The 22,907-nt window shown below is 61.9% G+C and carries 20 protein-coding genes; 16 read left to right on the plus strand and 4 right to left on the minus strand.

What is annotated here, in order from left to right:
* The 13 genes from waaC (at position 1) to HU762_RS19550 (ending at position 14,423) form a co-directional block, all read left to right on the plus strand.
* A complete protein-coding gene (waaC, locus tag HU762_RS19490) occupies positions 1 to 1,059 on the plus strand; it encodes a lipopolysaccharide heptosyltransferase I (protein WP_186639776.1) in 1,059 nt (352 codons plus the stop codon).
* On the plus strand, positions 1,059 to 2,183 hold the full coding sequence (locus HU762_RS19495; protein ID WP_186639778.1) for a glycosyltransferase family 4 protein: 1,125 nt from the start codon (positions 1,059 to 1,061) through the stop codon (positions 2,181 to 2,183). The genes waaC and HU762_RS19495 overlap by 1 nt, the downstream gene beginning before the upstream one ends.
* Complete coding sequence (rfaP, locus tag HU762_RS19500; RefSeq protein WP_186639780.1) at positions 2,180 to 2,986, plus strand: lipopolysaccharide core heptose(I) kinase RfaP; 807 nt, start codon at positions 2,180 to 2,182, stop codon at positions 2,984 to 2,986. The genes HU762_RS19495 and rfaP overlap by 4 nt, the downstream gene beginning before the upstream one ends.
* The gene (locus HU762_RS19505) at positions 2,986 to 3,720 is read left to right on the plus strand and encodes a lipopolysaccharide kinase InaA family protein (protein ID WP_186639782.1); all 735 of its coding nucleotides are present in this window, start codon (positions 2,986 to 2,988) and stop codon (positions 3,718 to 3,720) included. Before rfaP ends, HU762_RS19505 begins: the two co-directional genes overlap by 1 nt.
* On the plus strand, positions 3,717 to 4,469 hold the full coding sequence (locus HU762_RS19510) for a lipopolysaccharide kinase InaA family protein (RefSeq protein ID WP_186639784.1): 753 nt from the start codon (positions 3,717 to 3,719) through the stop codon (positions 4,467 to 4,469). Before HU762_RS19505 ends, HU762_RS19510 begins: the two co-directional genes overlap by 4 nt.
* On the plus strand, positions 4,469 to 5,920 hold the full coding sequence (locus HU762_RS19515) for a lipopolysaccharide kinase InaA family protein (RefSeq protein WP_186639786.1): 1,452 nt from the start codon (positions 4,469 to 4,471) through the stop codon (positions 5,918 to 5,920). Before HU762_RS19510 ends, HU762_RS19515 begins: the two co-directional genes overlap by 1 nt.
* A 332-nt stretch (positions 5,921 to 6,252) precedes the next feature.
* Positions 6,253 to 8,010, plus strand: a complete 1,758-nt coding sequence (locus tag HU762_RS19520) for a carbamoyltransferase (RefSeq protein WP_186611834.1) — start codon at positions 6,253 to 6,255, stop codon at positions 8,008 to 8,010.
* Complete coding sequence (locus HU762_RS19525) at positions 7,994 to 9,124, plus strand: glycosyltransferase (RefSeq protein WP_186639788.1); 1,131 nt, start codon at positions 7,994 to 7,996, stop codon at positions 9,122 to 9,124. Before HU762_RS19520 ends, HU762_RS19525 begins: the two co-directional genes overlap by 17 nt.
* Positions 9,124 to 10,020, plus strand: coding sequence for an antimicrobial resistance protein Mig-14 (locus HU762_RS19530; protein WP_186639790.1), 897 nt, complete (start codon positions 9,124 to 9,126; stop codon positions 10,018 to 10,020). The genes HU762_RS19525 and HU762_RS19530 overlap by 1 nt, the downstream gene beginning before the upstream one ends.
* Positions 10,021 to 10,028: 8 nt before the next feature.
* Complete coding sequence (locus HU762_RS19535; protein WP_186639792.1) at positions 10,029 to 11,432, plus strand: PIG-L family deacetylase; 1,404 nt, start codon at positions 10,029 to 10,031, stop codon at positions 11,430 to 11,432.
* A 63-nt stretch (positions 11,433 to 11,495) separates the two neighbouring features.
* Positions 11,496 to 12,452: a glycosyltransferase gene (locus tag HU762_RS19540; RefSeq protein WP_186639794.1), complete on the plus strand. Its 957-nt coding sequence runs from the start codon at positions 11,496 to 11,498 to the stop codon at positions 12,450 to 12,452.
* Between the two features lie 54 nt (positions 12,453 to 12,506).
* The gene (locus tag HU762_RS19545) at positions 12,507 to 13,271 is read left to right on the plus strand and encodes a glycosyltransferase family 2 protein (protein ID WP_186639796.1); all 765 of its coding nucleotides are present in this window, start codon (positions 12,507 to 12,509) and stop codon (positions 13,269 to 13,271) included.
* Positions 13,272 to 13,319: 48 nt separating this feature from the next.
* Entirely contained in the window at positions 13,320 to 14,423 is a 1,104-nt protein-coding gene (locus tag HU762_RS19550) for a glycosyltransferase (protein WP_186639798.1), read from the plus strand.
* On the opposite strand, the gene HU762_RS19555 is transcribed toward HU762_RS19550, so the two are convergent.
* A complete protein-coding gene (locus HU762_RS19555; protein ID WP_186639800.1) occupies positions 14,409 to 15,014 on the minus strand; it encodes a toluene tolerance protein in 606 nt (201 codons plus the stop codon). The two genes, HU762_RS19550 and HU762_RS19555, sit on opposite strands and share 15 nt — an antisense overlap.
* Before the next feature lie 106 nt (positions 15,015 to 15,120).
* Between HU762_RS19555 and HU762_RS19560 the strand changes: the two genes are divergently transcribed.
* From HU762_RS19560 to hldE, 3 genes are all read left to right on the plus strand, one after another.
* Positions 15,121 to 16,293 (plus strand): O-antigen ligase family protein, encoded by a 1,173-nt coding sequence (locus tag HU762_RS19560; protein WP_186639802.1) that lies wholly within the window; start codon positions 15,121 to 15,123, stop codon positions 16,291 to 16,293.
* Positions 16,294 to 16,308: 15 nt separating this feature from the next.
* Positions 16,309 to 18,114, plus strand: coding sequence for a lipid A export permease/ATP-binding protein MsbA (gene msbA, locus HU762_RS19565; protein WP_186639804.1), 1,806 nt, complete (start codon positions 16,309 to 16,311; stop codon positions 18,112 to 18,114).
* A 167-nt stretch (positions 18,115 to 18,281) separates the two neighbouring features.
* Positions 18,282 to 19,703: a bifunctional D-glycero-beta-D-manno-heptose-7-phosphate kinase/D-glycero-beta-D-manno-heptose 1-phosphate adenylyltransferase HldE gene (hldE, locus tag HU762_RS19570; protein ID WP_186639806.1), complete on the plus strand. Its 1,422-nt coding sequence runs from the start codon at positions 18,282 to 18,284 to the stop codon at positions 19,701 to 19,703.
* A gap of 155 nt (positions 19,704 to 19,858) precedes the next feature.
* Here hldE and HU762_RS19575 read toward each other — a convergent pair whose 3' ends face one another.
* From HU762_RS19575 to HU762_RS19585, 3 genes are read right to left on the minus strand one after another with little or no spacing between them, the layout of a single operon-like run.
* Entirely contained in the window at positions 19,859 to 20,824 is a 966-nt protein-coding gene (locus tag HU762_RS19575) for a metal ABC transporter ATPase (RefSeq protein ID WP_186639809.1), read from the minus strand.
* A gap of 34 nt (positions 20,825 to 20,858) precedes the next feature.
* A complete protein-coding gene (locus HU762_RS19580) occupies positions 20,859 to 21,671 on the minus strand; it encodes an aldo/keto reductase (protein ID WP_186639811.1) in 813 nt (270 codons plus the stop codon).
* A complete protein-coding gene (locus tag HU762_RS19585) occupies positions 21,668 to 22,843 on the minus strand; it encodes an FAD-dependent oxidoreductase (protein ID WP_186611847.1) in 1,176 nt (391 codons plus the stop codon). The genes HU762_RS19580 and HU762_RS19585 overlap by 4 nt, the downstream gene beginning before the upstream one ends.
* Positions 22,844 to 22,907 lie beyond the last annotated feature (64 nt).

Consider the following 22,907-nt stretch of genomic DNA (forward strand, 5'->3'; position numbering starts at 1 on the left):
TTGCGGGTATTGCTGATCAAGACCTCGTCGCTGGGGGATGTGGTCCACACCTTGCCGGCGCTGACCGATGCGGCGCGAGCGATTCCTGGTATCCGGTTCGATTGGGTGGTGGAAGAGGGTTTTGCCGAAATTGCTACCTGGCACCCGGCGGTGGGCAGGGTCATCCCGGTGGCGATCCGGCGCTGGCGCAAGAACCTCTGGCAAACCATCAAGAGTGGCGAATGGCGACGCTTCAAACAAAGCGTGCGCGCCGAAAAATATGACTTGGTGATCGATGCCCAGGGCCTGCTGAAAAGCGCCTGGCTGACTCGCTACGTCAAGGCACCGGTGGCCGGCCTGGATAAGCACTCTGCCCGTGAACCAATGGCCGCGCGTTTTTACTCCCGGCGTCTGGCGGTGGCCCGTGGGCAACATGCGGTCGAGCGCGTGCGGCAGCTGTTTGCCCTGGCGCTGGGGTATGACCTGCCCAAGACCCAGGGCAGCTACGGCCTGAGCGTCGACCGGCTGGTGGAGTTGCCGCGCGCCTACCCTTACGTGGTATTCCTGCATGGCACGACCTGGGAGTCCAAGCACTGGCCCGAGCTTTACTGGCGCCAGCTCACCGAGCGCATGGGCCAGTTCGGCGTGGTGGTGAAATTGCCGTGGGGCAACCCTGCCGAGAAGGCCCGGGCCGAACGCATTGCCAGCGGGCTGCGCAACGCCCTGGTGTTGCCGAAACTGAACCTGGCCGGGATGGGCAAGGTGCTCGCTGGCGCCCAGGCGTGCGTGGCCGTGGATACGGGCCTCGGTCATCTGGCTGCCGCGTTGGACGTGCCGACCATTTCGCTACTCGGCCCCACTAACCCGGTACTGACCGGGGCGTACGGCAAGGGCCAGATTCACCTCGCCAGCGACTTTCCCTGTGCGCCCTGCATGCAAAAACAATGTACGTATCCACCGACCGCCGAAGATGCCCGTCGGTTTGACCTGAAACGCGAGCAGCCCCTGTGCTTCACCCGTGTAAACCCTGAGCGTGTTGCCAGCCACCTGAGCACGTTATTGGCTGAGGAGCCGCGCTGATGCAATTGGCTTTTGTCCTTTATAAATACTTCCCGTTCGGCGGCCTGCAGCGCGATTTCATGCGCATCGCCCTCGAATGCCAGCGACGCGGCCACCAGATCCGTGTCTACACGCTGATCTGGGAAGGTGACGTCCCGCCAGGCTTCGAAGTGCTGGTGGCGCCGGTCAAGGCGCTGTTCAATCATCGCCGCAATGAGAAACTCAGCGCGTGGATGGAGGCCGACCTGGCCAAGCGCCCCGTGGACCGTTTGATTGGCTTCAACAAAATGCCCGGCCTTGACGTCTATTACGCCGCCGATGGCTGCTTTGAAGACAAGGCGCAGAATCTGCGCAACTCGTTGTACCGGCGTTGGGGCCGCTACCGGCATTTCGCCGAGTACGAGCGAGCCGTGTTCGCCAAGGATGCCAAGACCGAAGTGCTGATGATTTCCGAAGTGCAGCAACCGCTCTTCATCAAGCATTACGACACCCCGCTTGAACGCTTTCACCTGCTGCCGCCGGGCATCGCCCAGGACCGCCGCCGGCCTGCTGACGCCGACGAAATCCGCGCCGCGTTCCGGGCCGAATTCGGCCTGGCGGACGACGACTTGCTGCTGGTGCAGATCGGCTCGGGGTTCAAGACCAAGGGCGTGGATCGAAGCCTCAAGGCCCTGGCCGGGTTGCCGGCGGAACTGAAAAAGCGCACCCGGCTGTTTGTAATCGGCCAGGACGACCCCAAGGTATTCCAACTGCAGAGCGCGACGCTGGGGCTCGGCGACAACGTACGGTTCCTCAAGGGCCGTAGCGACATCCCGCGTTTCCTGCTGGGCGCCGACCTGTTGATACATCCGGCCTACAACGAAAACACCGGCACGGTACTGCTCGAAGCGCTGGTGGCCGGGTTGCCGGTGCTGGTCAGCGCGGTGTGTGGATATGCCCATTACATCGCCGAGGCTGACAGTGGCCTGGTGCTGGACGAGCCGTTCGAACAAGCACAGCTCACCGAATACCTGGGCCGGATGTTGAGCGATGCTGGCGCGCGGGCGGCCTGGAGCCGCAACGGTCTGGTCTTTGCCGAGACGGCTGACCTCTACAGCATGCCGCAGCACGCGGCGGATGTGATATTGGCGGAGCACGCTGAATGAAATTGATGTTGGCCGAACCGTTCAAGACCCTTTGGGCTGGACGCGATGCGTTCGTCGAAGTCGAGGCGCTCAAAGGGGAGGTCTATCGTGAGCTGGAAGCCCGGCGCACCTTGCGCACGGAGGTGGACGGGCGCGGCTTTTTCGTGAAGATCCACCGCGGCATTGGCTGGGGCGAGATCTTCAAGAACCTGTTCACTGCCAAGCTGCCGGTACTCGGCGCGGGCCAGGAGTGGAAGGCGATCCAGCGTTTGCAGGAAGCCGGCGTACCAACCATGACCGCCGTCGCGTATGGCGAGAAGGGTAGCAACCCGGCGGACCAGCACTCGTTCATCGTCACCGAGGAGTTGGCCCCGACCATCAGTCTCGAAGATTTCAGCATCGACTGGCTCAAGCAGCCGCCGCAGCCGACGCTCAAGCGTGCCCTGATCGCCGAAGTGGCGCGCATGACCGGCATGATGCACCGCGCCGGGGTCAATCATCGCGACTGCTACATCTGTCACTTTCTCCTGCACACCGACAAACCGGTGACGCCGGGGGATTTCAAGCTCTCGGTGATCGACCTGCACCGCGCCCAGACCCGGCCCGCCATCACCACTCGCTGGCGCAACAAGGACCTGGCGGCGCTGTATTTCTCGGCGCTGGACATTGGCCTGACCCGCCGCGACAAGCTGCGTTTCCTCAGGGGCTATTTCCAGCAGCCGCTGCGCCAGGTCCTGGCCGAAGAGGCGTCGTTGCTGGCCTGGCTCGAAGGCAAGGCCAACAAGCTGTATGCGCGCAAGCAGCGGTATGGGGATGCACTCTGATGTCGGGTTGGAATTTGGAGCCGGCCTACGCTGAGCTGGCAGAGGATTTCGGCAGTCTGGATGCGGTGTTCGCCCTTCAGGGGGAGCGCCTGACGCGCGATCCGCTGTCAGAGGTGATCCGCGTGCAGCGCAACGGCGTCAATTACTACGTCAAGCGCTACACGGGCGCCGGCAAGGGGCTGCGGCGTTACCTGGGCAAGCCACGGGTCAAGTCCGAATGGCAGAACCTCAAGCGTTTCGCCAAGTGGGGCATTCCCACGGCCGAGATCGTCGCTTGGGGCTTGGAGCGGCGTGGCGCGGCCTATGATCGCGGGGCGATGATCACCCGAGAACTGCCACGCACCGAAGACCTTTCAGCCTTGGCCGAGCGACACGATCCGCGCCTGGCCGACCGCGCCTGGGTCGATGGCGTGAGCCGGCAATTGGCCGGATACACCCGGACGATGCATGATCACCGCTTCACCCATAACGACTTGAAGTGGCGCAACCTGTTGATCGATGACCAGGCGCGGCTGTTCCTGATCGACTGCCCGAACGGTGATTTCTGGCGTGGCTTCTGGCTCAAGTACCGGATTACCAAGGACTTGGCCTGCCTGGACAAGGTGGGCAAATATCATTTGTCGGCCACCCAGCGCCTGCGTTTTTATCTGCAATACAACCAGCGTGACCGGCTCGATGCGTGTGACAAAAAACGCATTCGTCACGTGGTGAGATTTTTCGAGGGGCGTGAATGACCGATTACCTGGCCGCTGAAGATCGGGCCTTGCTGGAGCGCCATGGCCTGGACAGCTTCGAAGCCCTCTGGTCGCGCAAACTGGACGCGGTGGATGAGCCCAATACGCTGGGCGGTGGCTGGAGCAGCGTGTTCCGACTGGAGCTCGAAGGGCAGGGCTATTACCTCAAGCGCCAGAACAACTACCTGACCCGGACGTTATCGCACCCCTTTGGCGAGCCCAGCTTTTCCAGGGAGTTTCGCAACATCAGCCGGTATCGCCAGCTGGGCATTCCGGCCTTGCAGGCAGTATTCTACGGTCAACGCAAAGTGGACGGTGAGGTGCGGGCGATCCTGTTGACCCGTGCCCTGGACGGATGGGATGACCTCGATTCGCTCCTGTTGCGCTGGTCGACCCTGACGGCGGCGCAACGCACCACCATCCTCCAGGCCTGCGGGCATCTGGCGCGGCGCCTGCATGGCATGCGTCAGGTGCACGGCTGTTTTTATCCTAAGCATATTTTCTTGCAAGCCACCGAGAGCGGCTATCAGGCGCAGTTGATCGACCTGGAAAAAACTCGCCCGCTGTTGTTCGGACTGCGTGACCGGGTCAAGGATCTGGAACCGTTGCTGCGCCGGGCCCGGGCCTGGACTGAAGCGGATGTGCGCCAACTGCTGTCTGCTTATCTGGGCCAGCCCGTCGACGGTGTGCTGGTTGATGAGTGGATAAACCGGCTAAGCGCGCGACGCACTCATAAGGAGGTTCGCTGATGCATTTGTCCGAACTGAAAAGCGCCGGCCGCAGCCCGAGCCTGCCCCTGAGCCTGGAGCTGGCGGATGCCGCCGGGCCGGCGCAACTGCAGTTGTTGTCGCTGTTGCGGGTATTGCCAGGGCAACGCTACGTTGGTGCTGGCATCTGGCGTGGCCGGCCGGTGCTGGCCAAGTTGCTGGTGGGCAGCAAGGCGCCCCGGCATTTCCAGCGTGAACTGCAAGGCGTTCGCCTGCTGGCGGAGCAGGGACTGACGACACCCTTGCTGTTGGCTGACGGCTTGAAGGAAGGCGAAGGCGGCTGGCTGCTGTTCGAGTTGCTGGAAGGCGCCGAGAGCCTGGGCGATGCCTGGAAGCAAGTCGAGCAGTTGCCAATGCTGGCAGACGAACAAACGGCGGTGCTGGCCGAGGCCTTGGGAGCGATAGCGCAACTGCACGGCAAAGGTCTGTGGCAGGAAGACCTGCACCTGGACAATCTGCTGCGTCATGGCGGCCAGCTCTATCTGATTGACGGGGCGGGTATTCGCGCCGAAACACCGGGGCAACCGTTGTCCCGGCAAAAAGTGCTGGAAAACCTGGGAGTGTTTTTCGCCCAACTTCCCAAAGCCCTCCAGCCGTTCAACGAAGAGCTGTTGGTGTATTACCTGCTGGGCAACGCCGAACACGCGCTGCCCATGGAAGCGCTGCAGAAACAGATCGACAAGGTGCATGCCTGGCGCCTGAAGGATTTTCTCGAAAAAGTCGGGCGCGAGTGCAGCCTGTTCAGCGTACGGCGCGGAGCGTTCGGCCTGCGGGCGATCCGGCGCGATGAAGAAGCGGCCATGATGCCAGTACTGGAGCAGGCCGATGCGTTGCTTGACCAAGGCCACCTATACAAGACCGGCGGCGCGGCCAGCGTCGGCAAAGTCGAGGCGAGCGGCCGGGCCTTGGTGATCAAGCGCTACAACATCAAGAACTTCGCCCACTGGCTCAAGCGCTTCTGGCGCCCGAGCCGCGCCTGGCATTCCTGGCGCGAAGGCCATCGCCTGGCCTTTCTCGGCATCGCCACGCCCAAGCCCCTGGCCTTGCTGGAAAAGCGCTTCCTGTGGCTGCGCCGCGGCGCCTATCTGGTCACCGAACACCTGGCGGGGCCGGACATCATCGAGCGCTTCGCCCCCTACGTGGAAAGCGGTGAGGCGCCCGAACCTGAGTTGCTGGCGCTGGAACGATTGTTCGCCGACCTGATCCGCGAACGCATCAGCCACGGCGACTTGAAGGGCCACAACTTGTTCTGGCAACACGACCGCTGGGCGCTGATCGACCTCGACTCGATGTGCCAGCACCGCACCCAGGCCAGCTTCGCCCCGGCCTATGCGCGGGACCGCGCGCGGTTCATGCGTAACTGGCCTGAGGGGAGTGCGTTGTATCGGGTGATTGATGGGCGCTTGCCCAAGGACGTCGATAGCGCGCCATGAGATCGTTCCCACGCTCCTGCGTGGGAACGCCGCCAGGGACGCTCCGCGTTCCGCTTCCGGGATGAGCCAGAGCGTCACGGGATTCATGCCCACGCAGAGCGTGGCAGCGATCAAAAAGACCCTGCTGTTCACGTGAGGTCGGCACAAGGTGCGCTGCCCTACAAATAGCGCCAGGCAATCGTGTGCTGCACGCGCCCCACTCACCGCTAGAGGCTTGCCGCCGCTTTTAAGCTATAATCCCGCCCTTTAGCTGCCCCGCACCCCTGGCGCGTGGCACATCAATTTTTCGCGGCGCTTGTCGCCCGTATGCAGACATAAGAGGCTAGACCCCTGTGGCATTGACGATTCTTGGCCTGTCCGGCGCCCTTAGCCATGATCCTTCCGCGGCGCTGTACATCGACGGCAAGCTGATCGCGGCGGCCGAGGAAGAGCGCTTCGTACGCGATAAACATGCAAAGAACCGCATGCCCTACGAGTCGGCGAAGTTCTGTCTGGAACAGGCTGGCATCAAGCCGTCCGACGTCGACGTGGTGGCGATCCCCTTTGCCCCGATCAGCCTGTTCGGCGAAGCGCGCTGGCACTACGCCAAGCGTTACTGGTACGCCCCGGACCGCGCCCTTGACGCGATCCTGATGGGCAACCGTCGTTACAAGCGCTATCGCCGCAAAATCGTCTGGTGCCTGGAGCAGCTGGGCTTCGATCCGAAAAAGATCAAGATCGAGCCGGTCGAGCACCATTTGGCGCACGCCTCCAGTGCCTACCACTGCTCGGGCTTCCAGGAAAAAACCGCGATCCTGGGCATCGACGGCAAGGGCGAATACGCCACGACCTTCTTTGGCTACGGTGAAAACGGCAAGATCCACAAGATCAAGGAATTCTTCGACCCGGATTCCCTGGGCGGCCTGTACGGTGCGATCACCGAGTTCCTCGGCTTTGAAATGCTCGACGGCGAATTCAAGGTCATGGGCATGGCGCCTTATGGCGATGCCAGCAAGTACGATTTCTCGCGCCTGGCCTCGTTCGAAAACGGCGAACTGGTGATCAACACCGACTACGCCAACGTGATCGGCCTGCGTCGCTATAAAGAGAAGGGCAAGGGCTTCTATTTCTCGCCGAAGCTGATCGAATGGCTCGGTCCGAAACGCGAAGGCGATATCGCCGACGAGCCGTACATTCACTACGCGGCAAGCATGCAAGCGCTGTTCGAGAAGCTGGCGCTGCAGATGATCGACCACTACTTGGGCGACGTGCTCAAGGAAACCGGCAAGCTGGCGTTCGCCGGCGGCTGTGCACTGAACGTCAAGCTGAACCAGAAAATCATCGCCCGCGACGACGTCAAGGAGCTGTTCGTACAGCCGGCCTCCGGCGACGCCGGTACGGCGGTGGGCGCGGCGGCGTATGTGTCCCATGCCCGTGGCGTGCCAGTGGAGAAAATGGAACACGTCTACCTCGGCCCGGCCTACAGCAACGAAGACGTGATCGCCGCGTGCGCCCGTCATCCGAGCAAGCCTGAATGGCGCAAGATCGACAACACCCCCGAGCGCATCGCCAAGATCATGGTCGACGGCAACCCGGTGGCCTGGTTCCAGGGCCGCATGGAGTTTGGCCCGCGTGCCTTGGGCGGTCGCTCGATCATCGGATGCCCGAGCGCCAGCGGCGTGGCCGATCGGATCAACGAGCAGATCAAATTCCGCGAGCGCTGGAGGCCTTTCTGCCCGTCGATGCTCGACACCGTGGCGCCGCAGATGATCAAGGTCGATCACCCGGCACCGTTCATGACCTTCACCTTCGAAGTGGCCGAAGAATGGAAAACCCGCGTGCCGGAAGTCGTCCATGAAGACGGTACTTCCCGGGCCCAGGTGCTCAAGCGCGAATACAATCCGCGCTACTACGACATGATGAAGGCCCTGGAAGTGCTGACCGGCAACGGCGTGTCGCTGAACACTTCGCTCAACCGTCGTGGCGAACCGATGATCTGCTCGCCGACCGACGCGCTGAACATGTTCTTTGGCTCCGACCTGCAGTACCTGATCATGGAAGACATCCTGGTGGTCAAAGACGGCGTGGACGCTTATGACACGCTCGGCTGAGCGACATGTGCTGCAGTTCTGCCACGGTTATGACGGGCCGTTCCTGGACTGCGCCCGTCAGTACGCCAGCCTGTTCGCGGGCACTGGCTATCGCGTGACGACGGTGTTTCTCACCGGAGCGGCGGATGCGCAAGTCGCCGCCGCGTGCGCCTCGGACGAGGTGCTGTTCATGGAGTACAGCTCCAGCGCCGTTCGCGGCCTGAAGCTGGGCGCCATCGGCGATCTGCGCAGGATCGCCGCTTCGCGCAATTTCAGTTTCTGCATCGCCCATCGCTTCAAGCCGATCTACATCGCCCTGCTGGGTACTCGCCTGCCGGTGATCGGCGTGCACCATGCTTTTGGTGACTATCAACGGCGTACCCGCCGGCTGTTCGCCCATGTTTTTCGCAAGCGCCTGAGCCTGCTCGGGGTGTCCGATGCAGTGCGTGACGACATGCGTCGTTGCCTGCCGAAATGGCCTGCTGCGAAGATCCAGACCCTCTACAACCGCATCGATCTCGACGCCCTGCAAGCCAGTCAGGTGTCCCGGGACGAGGCGCGGCACACACTTGGGCTCCAGGCGAATGCCTGGATTGTCGGCAACGTCGGGCGGCTGCATCCGGACAAGGACCAGGCCACCCTGCTACGAGGTTTTGCCGCTGCACTGGAATATCTGCCGACCAATAGCCAGCTGGCAATCCTGGGCAAGGGACGCCTGGAGCAGGACCTTAAAGAGCTCGCCTTGGAGTTGGGCATAGCCGACCGCGTGTTGTTTCTTGGTCAAGTGCCCGAGGCACGTCGCTATTTTCGCGCCTTCGACGCATTTGCCCTGAGCTCCGACCACGAGCCGTTCGGCATGGTGCTGCTCGAGGCGATGGCGGCCGGCGTTCCGTTGCTGGCCACCGCTTGCGGCGGCGCGAAGGAGGTGGTCGAGGGCGTCGGGATCCTGTTTCCGCTCGGTGACGCCGAGCACATGGCCCAAGGGCTGCAACACCTGGCAGCGATGGGCGATCTGCAACGCCGACAATGCGCCGAGTTGATGCTTGATCGCCTGCGTGAACGCTTTTCGGATCGCGCCGTACGCGAAGCATTCTGGCGTTTGCCCCAAGTGACCGAACTGGCACCGAGGAACTGATGCTCAACCGATTCCAAGGCTGGCGCGAGCGCGGCTGGTCAACCACCGACGCCTCGACCTATGCACAGGCGTGGGAACGTTTCGGCGGCAGCGTGGCGACGCATCCCCTGGTAGTCGAACGGCTGGCCGCGCTGGCCGACATCCCCGTGCGCTACTTGGCGTTCGAGCAGGACGGCGAGCTCAAGGCGGCAATACCGACCTGGGGCCGCGACCTGGCCTTGTCCAAGGACGTGCTCAAGCGCAGCGGCAAAAAAGGCTTGTTCGACTTGGGCAATGCCGAGTTGATCCTGCCAGCGGCACCTGGCGCCCAGGCACCGTTGCGTCATCAGGGGCGGTATCTGTCGGCGCTCAACGAGGGCCGTTTCAGCGGCTTGAAGCTGCAGAAAGAACAGCTGGCCATGGCGCGCCTTCCTGAAGAGCTGTCGAAGAAATTTCGCTATAACCAACGCCGCGAGCTTCGGTTGCTGGAAGAGGCGGGCGGATTGGTGCGGCCGGTTGGCGAATTTCCCAGCGCTGAACTGGCGTCAATCTACTGCGACCTGTTCCAGCGCCGCTGGGGCTTCGCTGCCACCGGCGCCGAGCGCATGGAGGAGGTGATCGAACTGCTGCGCGAATTGCTGATCGGCTCGGTGGTTTTCCTCCACGATGCACCGATTGCCATTCAACTGGTCTATCGCGTCGAAGCGCCCGATTGGATCAGTGTCGAATACGTCAATGGCGGTGTCGACCCACAGACCCGCGAATTCAGCCCTGGCAGCGTGTTGAGCTTCCTCAACACCCAAAGCGCCTGGGAGCACGCCCGCGCCGCCGGCAAGCCCTTGCGTTTTTCGTTCGGCCGGGCGGATCGTGAATACAAAGACCGTTGGTGCAACCCCGTGCCGGTGTTTACCGTATGAACCCGCCCATGAATCGAAAACAACAGTTGCTCACGCGCCATCGTCGCAACAAGCGCCTGGGATTGCTATGCGCGCTCGTTGTGCTGGTGGTACTCGGCGTCTTGGTCGCTTGGTGGTTGCCCTTGGTGCTGGCGCTGCTGGGCTGGATCGCCCACGAGGCATGGTTCGCCGATCATCTGTTCTATTCGCCCCGGGACGATTACCAGTACAACTTCCCGCCGTTCACCCAGCAACCCAAGGTGCATTTGAATGCCGGGCGGCTGCGGCTGGACGAGGGCGTGATACTGGACGACGGCGCGACGCTGGTCCTGGCGCTGCGAATCAGAAGTACCTGGCTGGGACGATTCATTGATCCGGTTGTCGAGTTATTGGGCAACGAAAGTCTGGAACGGCAAACCTTCGAACGCGGGGTCAATGGCCTGCGCTACCTCAACCTCAGCGAGCAGGGCGCCGTGCTGTCCCGGGGTGAGTTGCGCTTGCGTGGGCGTTTTTGCCGCGTGTCGGGTGAACCGATGCTCTGGTCATTCGCGCCCGTGGACGTACGGCACTCGCGCACGATGGTCATCGCGCCCCACGCCGACGATGCTGAGCTGGCCGCTTATGGGCTCTACAGCCAGGCGGACGAAGCGTGGATCGTGACCCTCACCGCTGGCGAAATCGAAGCGCGACATTATCAGCGCATGGGCCTGGGGCGCGCAGACGCCGCACGGCTCAAGGGTCGGCTGCGGGCTTGGGACAGCATCGTCGTGCCGCGCTGGGCCGGCGTACCGCAGGAGCACTGCGTGCAGTTGGGCTACTTCTGCCTGCAACTGGCCGCCATGCAAGCTGCGCCCGGCCAGCCCCAGGGTTCCCGCGAGGCGGACCTGAGCGATACCCGTCTGTTTCGCCAATTGAACCCGTTTGCCTTGCCCGGCGATGCCGATGGCGCCCCGACCTGGAACAACCTGTTGGCGGACCTGCGGGAACTGATACTCAAGGCACGTCCCGAAGTGATTGTGTTGCCGCATCCGGCTCTCGATCCGCACCCCGACCATCTTTGCGCCCACCACGCTGTCCTGCAGGCGCTTGAGGGCCTGGAGTGGCAACCGACCCTGCTGCTGGGCTATGCCAACCACCTGCACGATAACGATCGCTGGCCCATGGGCGACTCGGGCAGCGGCATCGCGTTGCCACCGCATTTCGATCCGGACCGGCCAATGCATCCTCTCAGCCTGCCGCTGACACTGGCGGGCCTGCATGACAAGGCGATGGCGCTGGGCATGATGCACGACCTGCAGCCGCCTGCCCCGTTCAAGCGCCGCCTGCGTCGTGGCATCCAGCGCCTGCTGGCTGGGCGTAGGGAATCGCCCTATGGCGAGAATGAATTCTTTCGCAAGGCTGTGCGCCGCCATGAACTGTTCTGGCGGCTTTAAGGGCCCAGGGGGCAACACCGCCTCCGGCTATCTATCAAGTCGTTCGGTGCCGCAAGGAAGACGATGAAAGTTCTATTTCTGGTGCAGAAAGAACAACGGGCCATTCTGGATCGGCTCTATGAAGGCGTGGCCGCTCATTGCGAGTGCGATTTGCGTTGGCTCGACAGTGCGGAACAACGCAATCTGCGAGGCTATTTCCGACGTCACGTGGATGTATCGAGCTACGACCGGATCGTATTTTTCCTGCGCTTCAAGCAGGAAATTCGCCAGGCCAGCTTCATTCGCACGATCCCCAACCTGGTGATCCTCGAACATGACGCCTACCAGAACTACATTCCGTGCAAATACACGGGCAAGTTCAGCGCCCATTACCGTCGTCTGCCGTGGGTGAGGGTCATCAGCTCCGGTTTCATGGTGACGGAACGCCTGCGTGCGGAAGGATTCGATGCGGTTTTCGTTCCCAAGGGCTACGATCAATCGTTGTTGCAGGACCGGCAGCGCGAACGGGACATCGAACTGGCCTTTGTCGGCAGCACCAACAGCGTCGCCTATAGTGGTCGCAAGGCGCTGTTGGATGAATTGGCGCGCGTTGAGCCGTTGGTGGTAACCCGTACCAAGTCCGGCGAAGAGTATTGCGAGACGCTCAATCGGATTCGTTTTTTCGTCAGTGCCGACGTGGGCATGGGCGAGTACATGATCAAGAATTTCGAGGCGATGGCCTGCGGCTGCGTGCTGCTGGCGTTTGACCAAGGCGCCGAGGAAGCTCGGGCGCTGGGGCTGCAGGACATGCATAACGTGGTGTTGTATCGGGACATCCCGCAACTTCAGGAAAAACTTTCCCGGCTGCGTGCGGACCCCGAATTGGCGCACAGTATCGCCCGCAACGGCCACAGGCTGGCGCTGGAACAGTTCAGCTTCGCGCGTATCGGACAGAAAATCGTGGAAGCGCTGGAGCCGCCCTTGCGGCCGCGTGGACCTTTGAGTCTGTTGGAGCGATTGCGCCAGAAACTGGGCATTTAATAAAACCGTTATGCCATCCAACGACAGGGTGGCATTTGACTAAATGGTATTTCAGTGCAGTTTTCCGACGATAGTGACATCACTCTTGTGGTCACCAGTTGCGGCCGGCTCGATCTGCTCAAGCGGACGCTCGAGAGTTTTGACCGTTTCAATACGGCGTCTATTCGCGAAGTGTTCATTACTGAAGACGCAGGCGATGAAGGCGTGCACGCGGTGATTCCCGATCACTGGAAGGAGCGCTGCACGGTATTCGTCAACCAGCCGAAACTGGGACAGCTGGCATCAATCGACCTGGCCTACGGACACGTCAAGACGCCCTATGTTTTCCACTGCGAGGATGACTGGGAGTTCTACCGCCCGGCGTTCGTGGAAGACTCGCTGACGATCCTGAAATTGCGTCCCGAGATTCTCCAGGTATGGCTGCGCAATTATGTCTATGACCTGTGCGTACACAGTCCCTATATCCGCTTGGGCGAGCGTGAGCTGATCGGCGGCGTGCCGTGCTATCCCCTGATCTCGGATAAGCCTGAGTGGCAGAGTTTTTCTCTCAATCCGGGCTTGCGGCGGCTGAAGGAATATCAGCTCTGCGCGCCTTTTGCCGGTTTCGGTGGTGAAAAAGCCCTGTCGCTCCGCTACGCGCAACTGAACTTGACCGCAGTCACGCTCGAAGGGGATGCTGTTTTACATACAGGATTCGGTGTTCATGTCGAAGTTCCTGTCGAACGCCAGCGCAAGGCGCGTCGCAGGCGCCGTGAGCAAATCAAACTTTTCCTGATCCTTTTGCTCGGAGTGTGCGTTGGCTGGCTTATCAATTATTGAGCTTCTCGAAGCACGAGTCCGGGTCCGCGATCAAAGGTTTGCCGCTCGATGAGCATCATCAATGTCATGTGGGCAGGCGGTTCGCCATTCGCTTCGGTGCATAAAGTCCATCGCCAGATCCTTTCGCAGATCGATCCCGCCGTGCCCGTCAAGACATGGCTCCTGCAAGGCTCGGAATCCGCTTGCCAAGACAATGCGGGCCCGGCACGGGAGTGGAATCTGACGTCGGCGCGTCTCAAGGGCCGCCACTTCTGGCGCCTTTTCAGGCCCTGGATGCACAGCCGTTTCCGTCAGGGCCTGCTCGACAGCGATGCCCGAGTGGTATTGCTCGATGGTCTCGGCGTGGCGCGTACGCTGTTGCCCGTCTTGAAGGACATGCCGCAGATCCGCGTGGTCGTGATATTCCATGGTGCGACACGGCTCAACGCCATGGGTCGGGAATTGTTGTGTGGCTTCCCGCCGTCACGCCTTGCTTTGGCAGCAGTCTCCGAGACGTTGGCGGCATCGCTGCAGGAGGAGCTGGGCATCCAGGTCACTGCGTTGCGCAGTGCATTCGATCCTGTCGCATTTCAATCGTGCCTCGTCCCTCGCGAAGAAGCTCGCGTTCGGCTGGGCGGGGCTGCGACGGCCACGCATATATTCGGCGCGGTAGGACGGCTGGTAGACAAAAAAGGTTTCGCCAACCTGTTGGAGGGCTTTGCCCAGGCCGCAATCGACCAGCCTGGCTGGCGCCTGGTGATTGTCGGCGAAGGGCCGGCCCGGGCGGCATTGGAGGCACGGATCGCCCAGCCAGACCTGGCCGGGAAGGTGTTGTTGACTGGGCATCTGGAGGACGTTGCGACGCTCTATAAAGCGTTCGACTGGGTGCTGATTCCCTCTTTCGAAGAGGGGCTTGGCCTGATTCTCCAGGAAGCGATCCTGGCCGGCACTCCGGTGCTGGCCAGTGATCTGGCCGTGTTCCGCGAGCAGGTGGGCGATGACGGCTGGTATGCGCCTGCCGGTGACGAAGCCGCGTGGAGCGAAGCCATCACCCGGGCCTCACAGGCTTCGGCCGAGGCGATCGCGGCGGCGCAGTACCAGGCTTTGGCACCAGAGGCGGCATGGGCGAGTTTTTGCCAAACCGCCCGGGAGTTGATTTCAGGTAGCGATTAAGGCGTTTTCCAACGCCTGCATTGGAAAGCTCCCGTTCAGGTTCTCCCGCGCAATATAACGAGCGAAATGCTGCAGGTTGCGGCGTGCCAGATAGCGCGGCAATGGAGAGCGTAAAAACCGCATGTCAGCCACATCGATCAGCCCCAGGGTGTTTTCCGGGGTGACAACGATGTTGCCCAAGTGCAACGAGCGAAAATAAATGCCACTGGCATGGAGGCTGCGGATCAGTTCGATCAGGTCTGGAAGACGCTGTTGCCAGCTGAAATCTTCATGATTCGATAATTGGCGCAGGGTTTTTCCGGGAAGCGGTCGATAAAGTACGGCGGTCATGCCGGGCTTCTGCAGCTTGTAGTAGGCCAGCACTTCGAGGGTCGGTACGCCGAGTTCCTTCAAACGGGCCGCGTTGCTGATGAACCGCGTCGAGTAGGGCCTTAGAAGGGCCGAGGAAAAAAAACGCTTGCGGCGAAACATTTTTAGGATGTTTCCATCCTGCAACAGATAGACTTTTGGGCCGTAGCTGTCGGCCTCCAGAATGCTGGCGCCTTCAATCATTAGATTCAAAGCGGCTTGGGGAAGCCGTGAGGATTGCATCGTAGGGAAACCTTGTTGAAAGAACGGTGCCGTGGCGGGCCATGATGCCCAAAAGTTTTTGTTTTCACCATGCCGGTTTGGCTGGTACACCGTTTAGGAGCGTTAGATGCAAGCAACACGTTGGGCGCAGGGCTGGATGGCCCTTGGCTTGTTTTGGTTTTTGTTGGCGATAGCCTTGGCACCCACCAATAAGGTTTATCAGCAAGGGTTGATCGCTTTGGTCTGGTTGCCGGCGATCCTGTTTGCCTGGCCGGCGCGCCACAGGTTGGTGGAGCTGTGGCGCGCCCAGCGCTTGATTTATGGGGCACTGTTGGCATTGATGGCGTGGGCGCTGGTGACGCTGCTCTGGGCCGAGGCGCCGGAGCCCGCCCGCGAAGCCAAGCGGCTGCTCTACATCCTGGTGTTCCTGTTGTTCTTCCCGATTTTCGCCAATGGCCAGCCGGAGCGCGTGATCCGTGTCATGCAGTGGGGCGGATTGGGGCTGGCCCTGACGGCCCTGATGGCCATCGTTCAGTTCTACATTATCCAGGATCATCGCTGGGTGGCGCGTCTCGAAGGGCTGGGTGAATTGTCGCATCCGATCCTGGGTGGATACGTGATTGGCTTGGCGGCGATCTGGATGCTGCACTGGGTGCCGCGTCGTATCGGGCTCCAGGTTCTTTGGGCGGTGGCCCTGGCACTGCTGGGGTTATTTGTGGTGATGAGTCAGAGCCGCGGCGCGGCGCTGGCCTTGTTGCTCAGCGTACTGGCCATGCCGCTTTATTGCCGGGACGGGCGTACCCGCGTGATAGCCGCTACGGCCCTGGTGCTGGCGATGCTGACGTTCTGGCTGCTGGAACCCTTGGTGATGGCCCGTGGTGCCTCCTATCGTCCTGAGATTTTCATGTCGAGCATGCACATGATTGGCGAGCGTCCTTGGGGCGGTCTTGGATTGGCGGGGGATTATCGCGTCCCCGTTAACGGTCGTTTTTTTGACCATGCTCATAATCTGTTCAGCCATGTTGCCATTCAGTTGGGCCTGCCGGGGCTGTTGCTGTGGTGCGTTGTCTGGTTCGCGGTGCTGCGCGAGGCCTGGCGTGCCCGGGACACCGTGCTGGGCCGAGGCGTATTGGGCATGTGGGTGTTTTCGTTCCTGGCGATGCAATTCGACGCCGCGAGCCTGACGGGGACTCCCCGCGCCGAATGGTTCATCAGCTGGTTGCCGATCGGCCTGGCCAGTGTTTTGGCCTGGGCGCGGGCCAAGCCCGGTGGCTGTGATAAAATCCCGCGCTCTTCCTAACCAGTGAGCTCGACGATGAGTGACGCACCGCCCAAAGCGGAACAGGATTCCAGCCTGAAAATCTATTTCAGGCTGCTGGGATACGTCAGACCCTACGTGGGCATTTTCCTGCTGAGTATCGTGGGTTTCGTGATCTTTGCATCCACCCAGCCCATGCTGGCCGGGATTCTCAAGTATTTCGTCGATGGCTTGAGCAATCCCGATGCGGTGCTTTTTCCTACCGTGCCGTACCTTCAGGACTTGAAGCTGCTGATGGCCGTGCCGCTGTTGATCATTCTGATCGCGGCCTGGCAGGGCCTGGGCTCATTCCTGGGTAACTACTATCTGGCGAGGGTCTCGCTGGGGTTGGTGCATGACCTGCGGGTCGAGTTGTTCAACAAGCTACTGGTCCTGCCCAACCGCTACTTCGACACCCACAATTCCGGCCACCTGATTTCCCGGATCACGTTCAACGTGACCATGGTCACCGGCGCTGCCACCGATGCGATCAAAGTGGTGATCCGCGAAGGCCTCACCGTGGTGTTTCTCTTTGCCTACCTGGTGTGGATGAACTGGAAGCTGACCCTGGTGATGCTGGCGATCCTGCCGCTGATCGCGGTGATGGTCAGCAGTACCAGCAAGAAATTCCGCAAGCAAAGCAAAAAGATCCAGGTGGCCATGGGCGACGTGACCCACGTCGCCTCCGAGACCATCCAGGGCTATCGCGTAGTGCGCAGCTTCGGTGGCGAGGCCTACGAAGAACAGCGCTTTGCCAGCGCCAGCCAGGGCAATACCGACAAGCAACTGCGCATGACGCGCACCGGCGCGGTTTATACGCCGATGCTGCAGTTGGTGATCTACACCGCCATGGCGGCCCTGATGTTTCTGGTGCTGTTCCTGCGCGGCGACGCCACGGCTGGCGACCTGGTCGCCTACATCACTGCGGCGGGTTTGTTGCCCAAGCCGATTCGCCAGCTCTCCGAGGTCAGCTCTACCATCCAGAAAGGGGTGGCGGGTGCCGAAAGCATCTTCGAACAACTGGACGTCGAGCCTGAGGTCGACAACGGGACGGTAGAGCAGGAACGCGTCAGTGGCCGTCTCGATGTACGCAACCTGAGCTTTACCTACCCCGGCTCCGATCGGGAAGTGCTCAAGGACATCAGCTTTACCGCAGCTCCCGGGCAGATGATCGCCTTGGTTGGACGCTCGGGCAGCGGCAAGTCCACCCTGGCCAGCCTCATCCCGCGTTTCTATCATCACGACATGGGTCAGATCCTGCTCGACGATGTGGAGATCGAAGACTATCGACTGCGTAATTTGCGTCGCCACGTCGCCCAGGTGACCCAGCACGTCACACTCTTCAATGACACCGTGGCCAACAATATCGCCTATGGCGACCTGGCCGGAGCACCCCGGGCCGATATCGAAAAAGCCGCCCAGGACGCCTACGCCATGGACTTCATCGCGCAGCTCCCTCAAGGCCTCGACACCGAGGTGGGTGAGAACGGTGTGCTGTTGTCCGGCGGCCAGCGCCAGCGCCTGGCAATTGCCCGGGCCTTGCTGAAAAACGCGCCGTTGTTGATTCTCGACGAGGCCACCTCAGCGCTGGACACCGAGTCCGAGCGGCATATCCAGGCCGCGCTGGATCAGGTCATGAAGGGCCGCACGACCCTGGTCATCGCTCACCGCTTGTCGACGATCGAAAAAGCCGACCTGATCCTGGTCATGGACCAGGGGCGTATCGTGGAGCGCGGCACCCACGGCGAACTCCTCGCGCAGAACGGCTATTACGCTCGTCTCCACGCCATGGGGCTGGATGCCCCCTCGCAGGACATCGCCTGAATCCAGGACGTGCTGCAAGAGGTTGAGCTGCCCCGGGCCTGCGAGCAGATAACTGCGCTGCCGCAGGAGCCACAAAGGGGCAGCGCTTCGCGTCACAGCCATGGACGAGCCTTTCTCAACCCTGTGCTAATATCGCGGCCCTGTTCATTTTGTATGTGGGATGCTCCATGAAGTTGTCCATGCCGCGATTCGATCAAGCCCCTGTATTGGTGGTCGGCGATGTCATGCTCGACCGCTACTGGCATGGCGGTACATCACGGATTTCCCCCGAGGCGCCGGTTCCGGTGGTCAGGGTCGAGCACATCGAGGATCGTCCCGGCGGTGCCGCCAACGTTGCCTTGAACATCGCCGCCCTCGGCGCGCCGGCCTCCCTGGTGGGCGTGACCGGTGACGACGAAGCTGCCGACAGCCTGGCCAACAGCCTGGAAGGTGCCGGCGTGCGGGCGATATTCCAGCGCATCGCGCATCAGCCGACCATCGTCAAGCTGCGGGTCATCAGCCGTCACCAACAACTGTTGCGGATCGATTTCGAAGAGCCGTTCGCCACCGATCCCCTGTCCCTTGGCGCGGAGGTCGACAAGCTGCTCGAAGGCATCAAGGTGCTGGTGTTGTCGGACTACGGCAAAGGCGCATTGAAAAACCATCAAGTGCTGATCCAGGCCGCCCGTGCCCGTGGCATTCCGGTCCTGGCCGACCCCAAGGGCAAGGATTTTTCCATCTACCGTGGTGCGAGCCTGATTACCCCGAACCTCAGCGAGTTCGAAACCATCGTCGGTGGTTGCGCGGATGAGCATGAATTGGTGAGCAAAGGCGCGCAGCTGATGCACGACCTTGAGCTCGGTGCGCTGCTGGTCACCCGGGGCGAGCACGGCATGACCCTGTTACGTCCAGATCATCCGGCCTTGCACCTGCCAGCCCGTGCCCGTGAAGTGTTCGACGTGACGGGTGCCGGCGACACGGTAATTTCCACCCTGGCCGCTGCAATCGCTGCTGGCGAGGAACTGCCCCACGCGGTCGCCCTGGCGAACCTGGCGGCGGGTATCGTCGTCGGCAAGCTCGGTACTGCGGCCATCAGCGCTCCGGAGCTGCGTCGCGCCATCCAGCGCGAAGAGGGTTCCGAGCGCGGCGTGTTGGGGCTGGAGCAATTGCTGTTGGCCGTCGACGATGCGCGTGCGCACAACGAGCGAATCGTCTTCACCAACGGTTGCTTCGACATCCTGCATGCTGGCCACGTGACCTACCTTGAGCAGGCCAGGGCCCAGGGCGATCGCTTGATCGTCGCGGTCAATGACGATGCTTCGGTGAGCCGCCTGAAAGGGCCGGGTCGTCCGATCAACAGTGTCGACCGACGCATGGCGGTCCTGGCCGGCCTTGGCGCGGTGGACTGGGTGATCTGCTTCAGCGAAGGCACGCCGGAAAATCTGCTGCGCCAGGTCAAGCCGGATGTGCTGGTCAAGGGCGGCGATTACGGGATCGACCAGGTCGTGGGCGCCGATATCGTCGCGGCCTATGGCGGCACGGTGAAGGTGTTGGGGCTGGTGGAAAACAGCTCAACGACGGCGATTGTGGAAAAGATCCGTAATAACTGAGCCTTTGCGCAAGAGCCAGCTCCTGTGGCTGGGGAGCTTTCGTGGCGAGGGAGCTTGCTCCCGCTTGGGTGCGCAGCGCCCATAAAAATGGGGTCGCTGCGCAACCCAGCGGGAGCAAGCTCCCTCGCCACAAGAGCATTTTCAGATCGCTGTGACTAACGCACCACCTTGCTCGGCACGATCTTCTTGAGCAACTGCCGGGCCTTGCCCTTCAGACGGGTCAGCCCGGACTCCTTCCCGAGCGGTGTCAGCCCTTGTTGTCGCAGCCAATCCTTCCAGCGAATCCGCTCATCGCGCACCAGCCACCCGTCCTGCCGGGCGAAGCTCTCCGCCAGGTACAAGCCGCGGGTGCTGGCTGGGTACAGTTGATCCTTCTTCAGCGTGTACAGCTCAGGCAGCGGTTGTCCGTCCAGCAGCGGCATCAGGTAAAGGTCGGGACGCTTGCGATCCAGGCGCGCCACCAGTTGGTCGCCTTCCAGGCGTTCATCGACATGAAACAGGCTCAGGGATTTGGCTTCCTTGGGCACGTCCAGGCGCAAGTCATAAATCAGCTGCAGCGATGCCGTAGGCAAATGCACGTAGGCCCTCGGGCGTTCGATCAATTGCAGATTGGCACAACGCACTGGGCGGGCCGAACCGGAGAGCGGAGCCAGGCGGAACGGCAAGGCTTCACGGTAATGCAGGGCGCTTGAATACGGCGCGGGCAACCAAGTGTCGTTGAAACGTCCGCCGAGCCAGCCCTCAGGGGTTTCCAGCAGGCATTCTTCGGCAATTTCGTTGATGGCGGTAAGCAGCGGCAGGTTCAATTCATGGGCCGGAACGTAACCAGAAATCAACTTGAGGACCACATCGCCGCGATCCTGGCGGCGTTGACGCACGAGTACCCAATAATCGCGATTTTGCCAATGCAGGGTCAGGCGCACCGAGACGCCGAGGTTCGCCAGCTTCAGGGTAAAACGCTCGGCGTCGTCCACGGTGACGGGTTTGCGGCGTTGCAAGGTCTGGGCGAAATTGAGCGGCATCCCCACGCTCTGGTACGTCAGGCCTTCAGGCGTTGCTTCGACGAAAAGGGGCAGGGTCTTGAAGTTGCTCGGGTTCTTTCTGATGAGCGTACGCGGCATGTCGGCTCCTTCCTTATGGCCGCGCGAGGCGGCTTCAGTTTTGACGCAGGACGCGGGCTACGGTCGCGACGTTATGGGCGAGGTGCAGCGGATCAATCGTGCCGACAATAGCACTGGCAACCCCCGGGTGCTCAAACAACAGTTCGAAGCTCGCCCGAACCGGGTCCTCCCCGGGGCTCAGGCACACGTGACCGCTGGCCAGGGCTTTTTTCACCAGGATCGCCTTGCCGTGCTCGCTGGCGTAGTCAATGACAGCCTTTTCGCTTCGTTCGTTCAGATTGTAGGTGACCATCGCGCAGTCGCCTTGCTCCAAGGCTTTCAAACCACCGTCCACGGTCTTGCCGGAAAACCCGTAGCCGCCGATCTTGCCCTCGCGCTTGAGCGCCGCCAGGGTTGGGTAGACTTCGCTGTCGTTGAGAATCGCCAGGTCATTGCCGTCCGAGTGCACCAGCACCAGATCGATATACTCGGTTTCCAGGCGCTTGAGGCTGCGCTCTACCGAGAACCGCGTATGGGCCGCGCTGAAGTCATGGCGCGATTGGCCGTCGCTGAACTCTTCGCCGACCTTGCTGACGATCACCCAGTCGCGACGCTGGCCGCGCAGCAGCGGCCCAAGACGTTCTTCGCTGCGGCCATAGGCCGGCGCGGTATCGATCAGGTTGATACCAAGGTCGCGCGCCAGCTTGAGCAACATGCCCGCTTCGCTGTCATCCGGGATTCGGAAGCCATTTGGGTATTTGACGCCTTGGTCGCGTCCGAGCTTGACCGTGCCCAGGCCCAGGGGCGAAACCATCGGGCCGTTATGGCCCAGCGGACGACGCAGGTCGTGCAGTGTCGGTTGGCTCATGGCAGCAATTGCTCCCACGCGGGTATGCCCATCGGGGGCTTTGGCAGCTCCGGGAGCGGGGCGGGGTGGCTGGGTTGGATGCCATCGCGTTGCAGCGCGGTAATCACCCGATCAGCGAAATCCGGGGCCAGGGCCAGCTTGGTCGGCCAGCCCACCAGCAGGCGATCCTGTTCGGCGAGAAAGGCGTTGTCCGGTCGGGTCAGGCCCGATTGCAGCGGTTCGGCGCGGTCGACTCGCAACGTTGCCCATTGCGCGGTGCTGAGGTCGATCCACGGCAGCAACTGGCCGAGCTCTTTCTGGGCCACGGCAATCTGCGCGGCGGGCTCACGGGCGACGGCATCGCCTTCAGCGAGATCGCCACCCAAGTACCAGACCCACTGGCCATCGGCGGCCGGATGGGTGGTCACGGTGACGCGCGGCTTCGGTCCGCCGCCCAGGCAATGGGCATAAAGCGGCTTGAGGCCCGGCCCCTTGGCCAGGACCATGTGCAGCGGTCGGGTCTGCATGGCTGGCTGGTCAAGGCCCAGGGCGGCGAGCAGGTTGGCGGTGCCACCTCCAGCGCTGAGCACGATGCGTTGGGCGCGGATCTCGCGATCATCGACCTTCAGTCCGACCAACTGGCTTTCTTTGCGCAACGGCTCGATGTGCTGTCCGGCCAGCAGGCTGTCGCCGGCCAACTCCGCCAGGCGTGCGATCAGGCTGGGGACATCCACCACCAGCTCGGCCAGGCGATAGACCTTGCCCTTGAAACGCTTGTCTTGCAGGGCTGGCGGCAGTTGCTCGCCCTTGACTTGGTCGACGCGTCCGCGCACGGCCTTGCTGGCGAAGAAACTGGTGAGATTGCCGGCCAAGGTGCCAGGGGACCAGAGGTAATGGGCGTCGGACAACAAACGCACGCCGGACAGGTCCAGCTCACCGTCGCCCTTCAAGGCCTCGCGCCAGCGCAGCGGCATGTCGGCGATGGCTTCCGAGGCACCGGTCAGGGCTCCGTGCAGTGCGTACTTCGCGCCGCCATGGATGATGCCCTGGGATTTGACACTCTGCCCGCCGCCGAGGCTGGCGCTTTCCACCAGCACGGTTGAAAATCCCAGGCGGCGCAAGCGCGCGTTCAGCCAGAGGCCGGCGACTCCGGCGCCGACAATCAGGATGTCGGTGGAAATAACGGATGGCATGCAGCGACCTCGGAGGAAATGAAGCGGCAAGTTTCAAGCTTCAAGCTGCAAGTTACAAGCGAGA

This window comes from Pseudomonas sp. SWRI92 (assembly GCF_014268685.1).
In the GTDB taxonomy this organism is placed as follows: domain Bacteria; phylum Pseudomonadota; class Gammaproteobacteria; order Pseudomonadales; family Pseudomonadaceae; genus Aquipseudomonas; species Aquipseudomonas marvdashtae.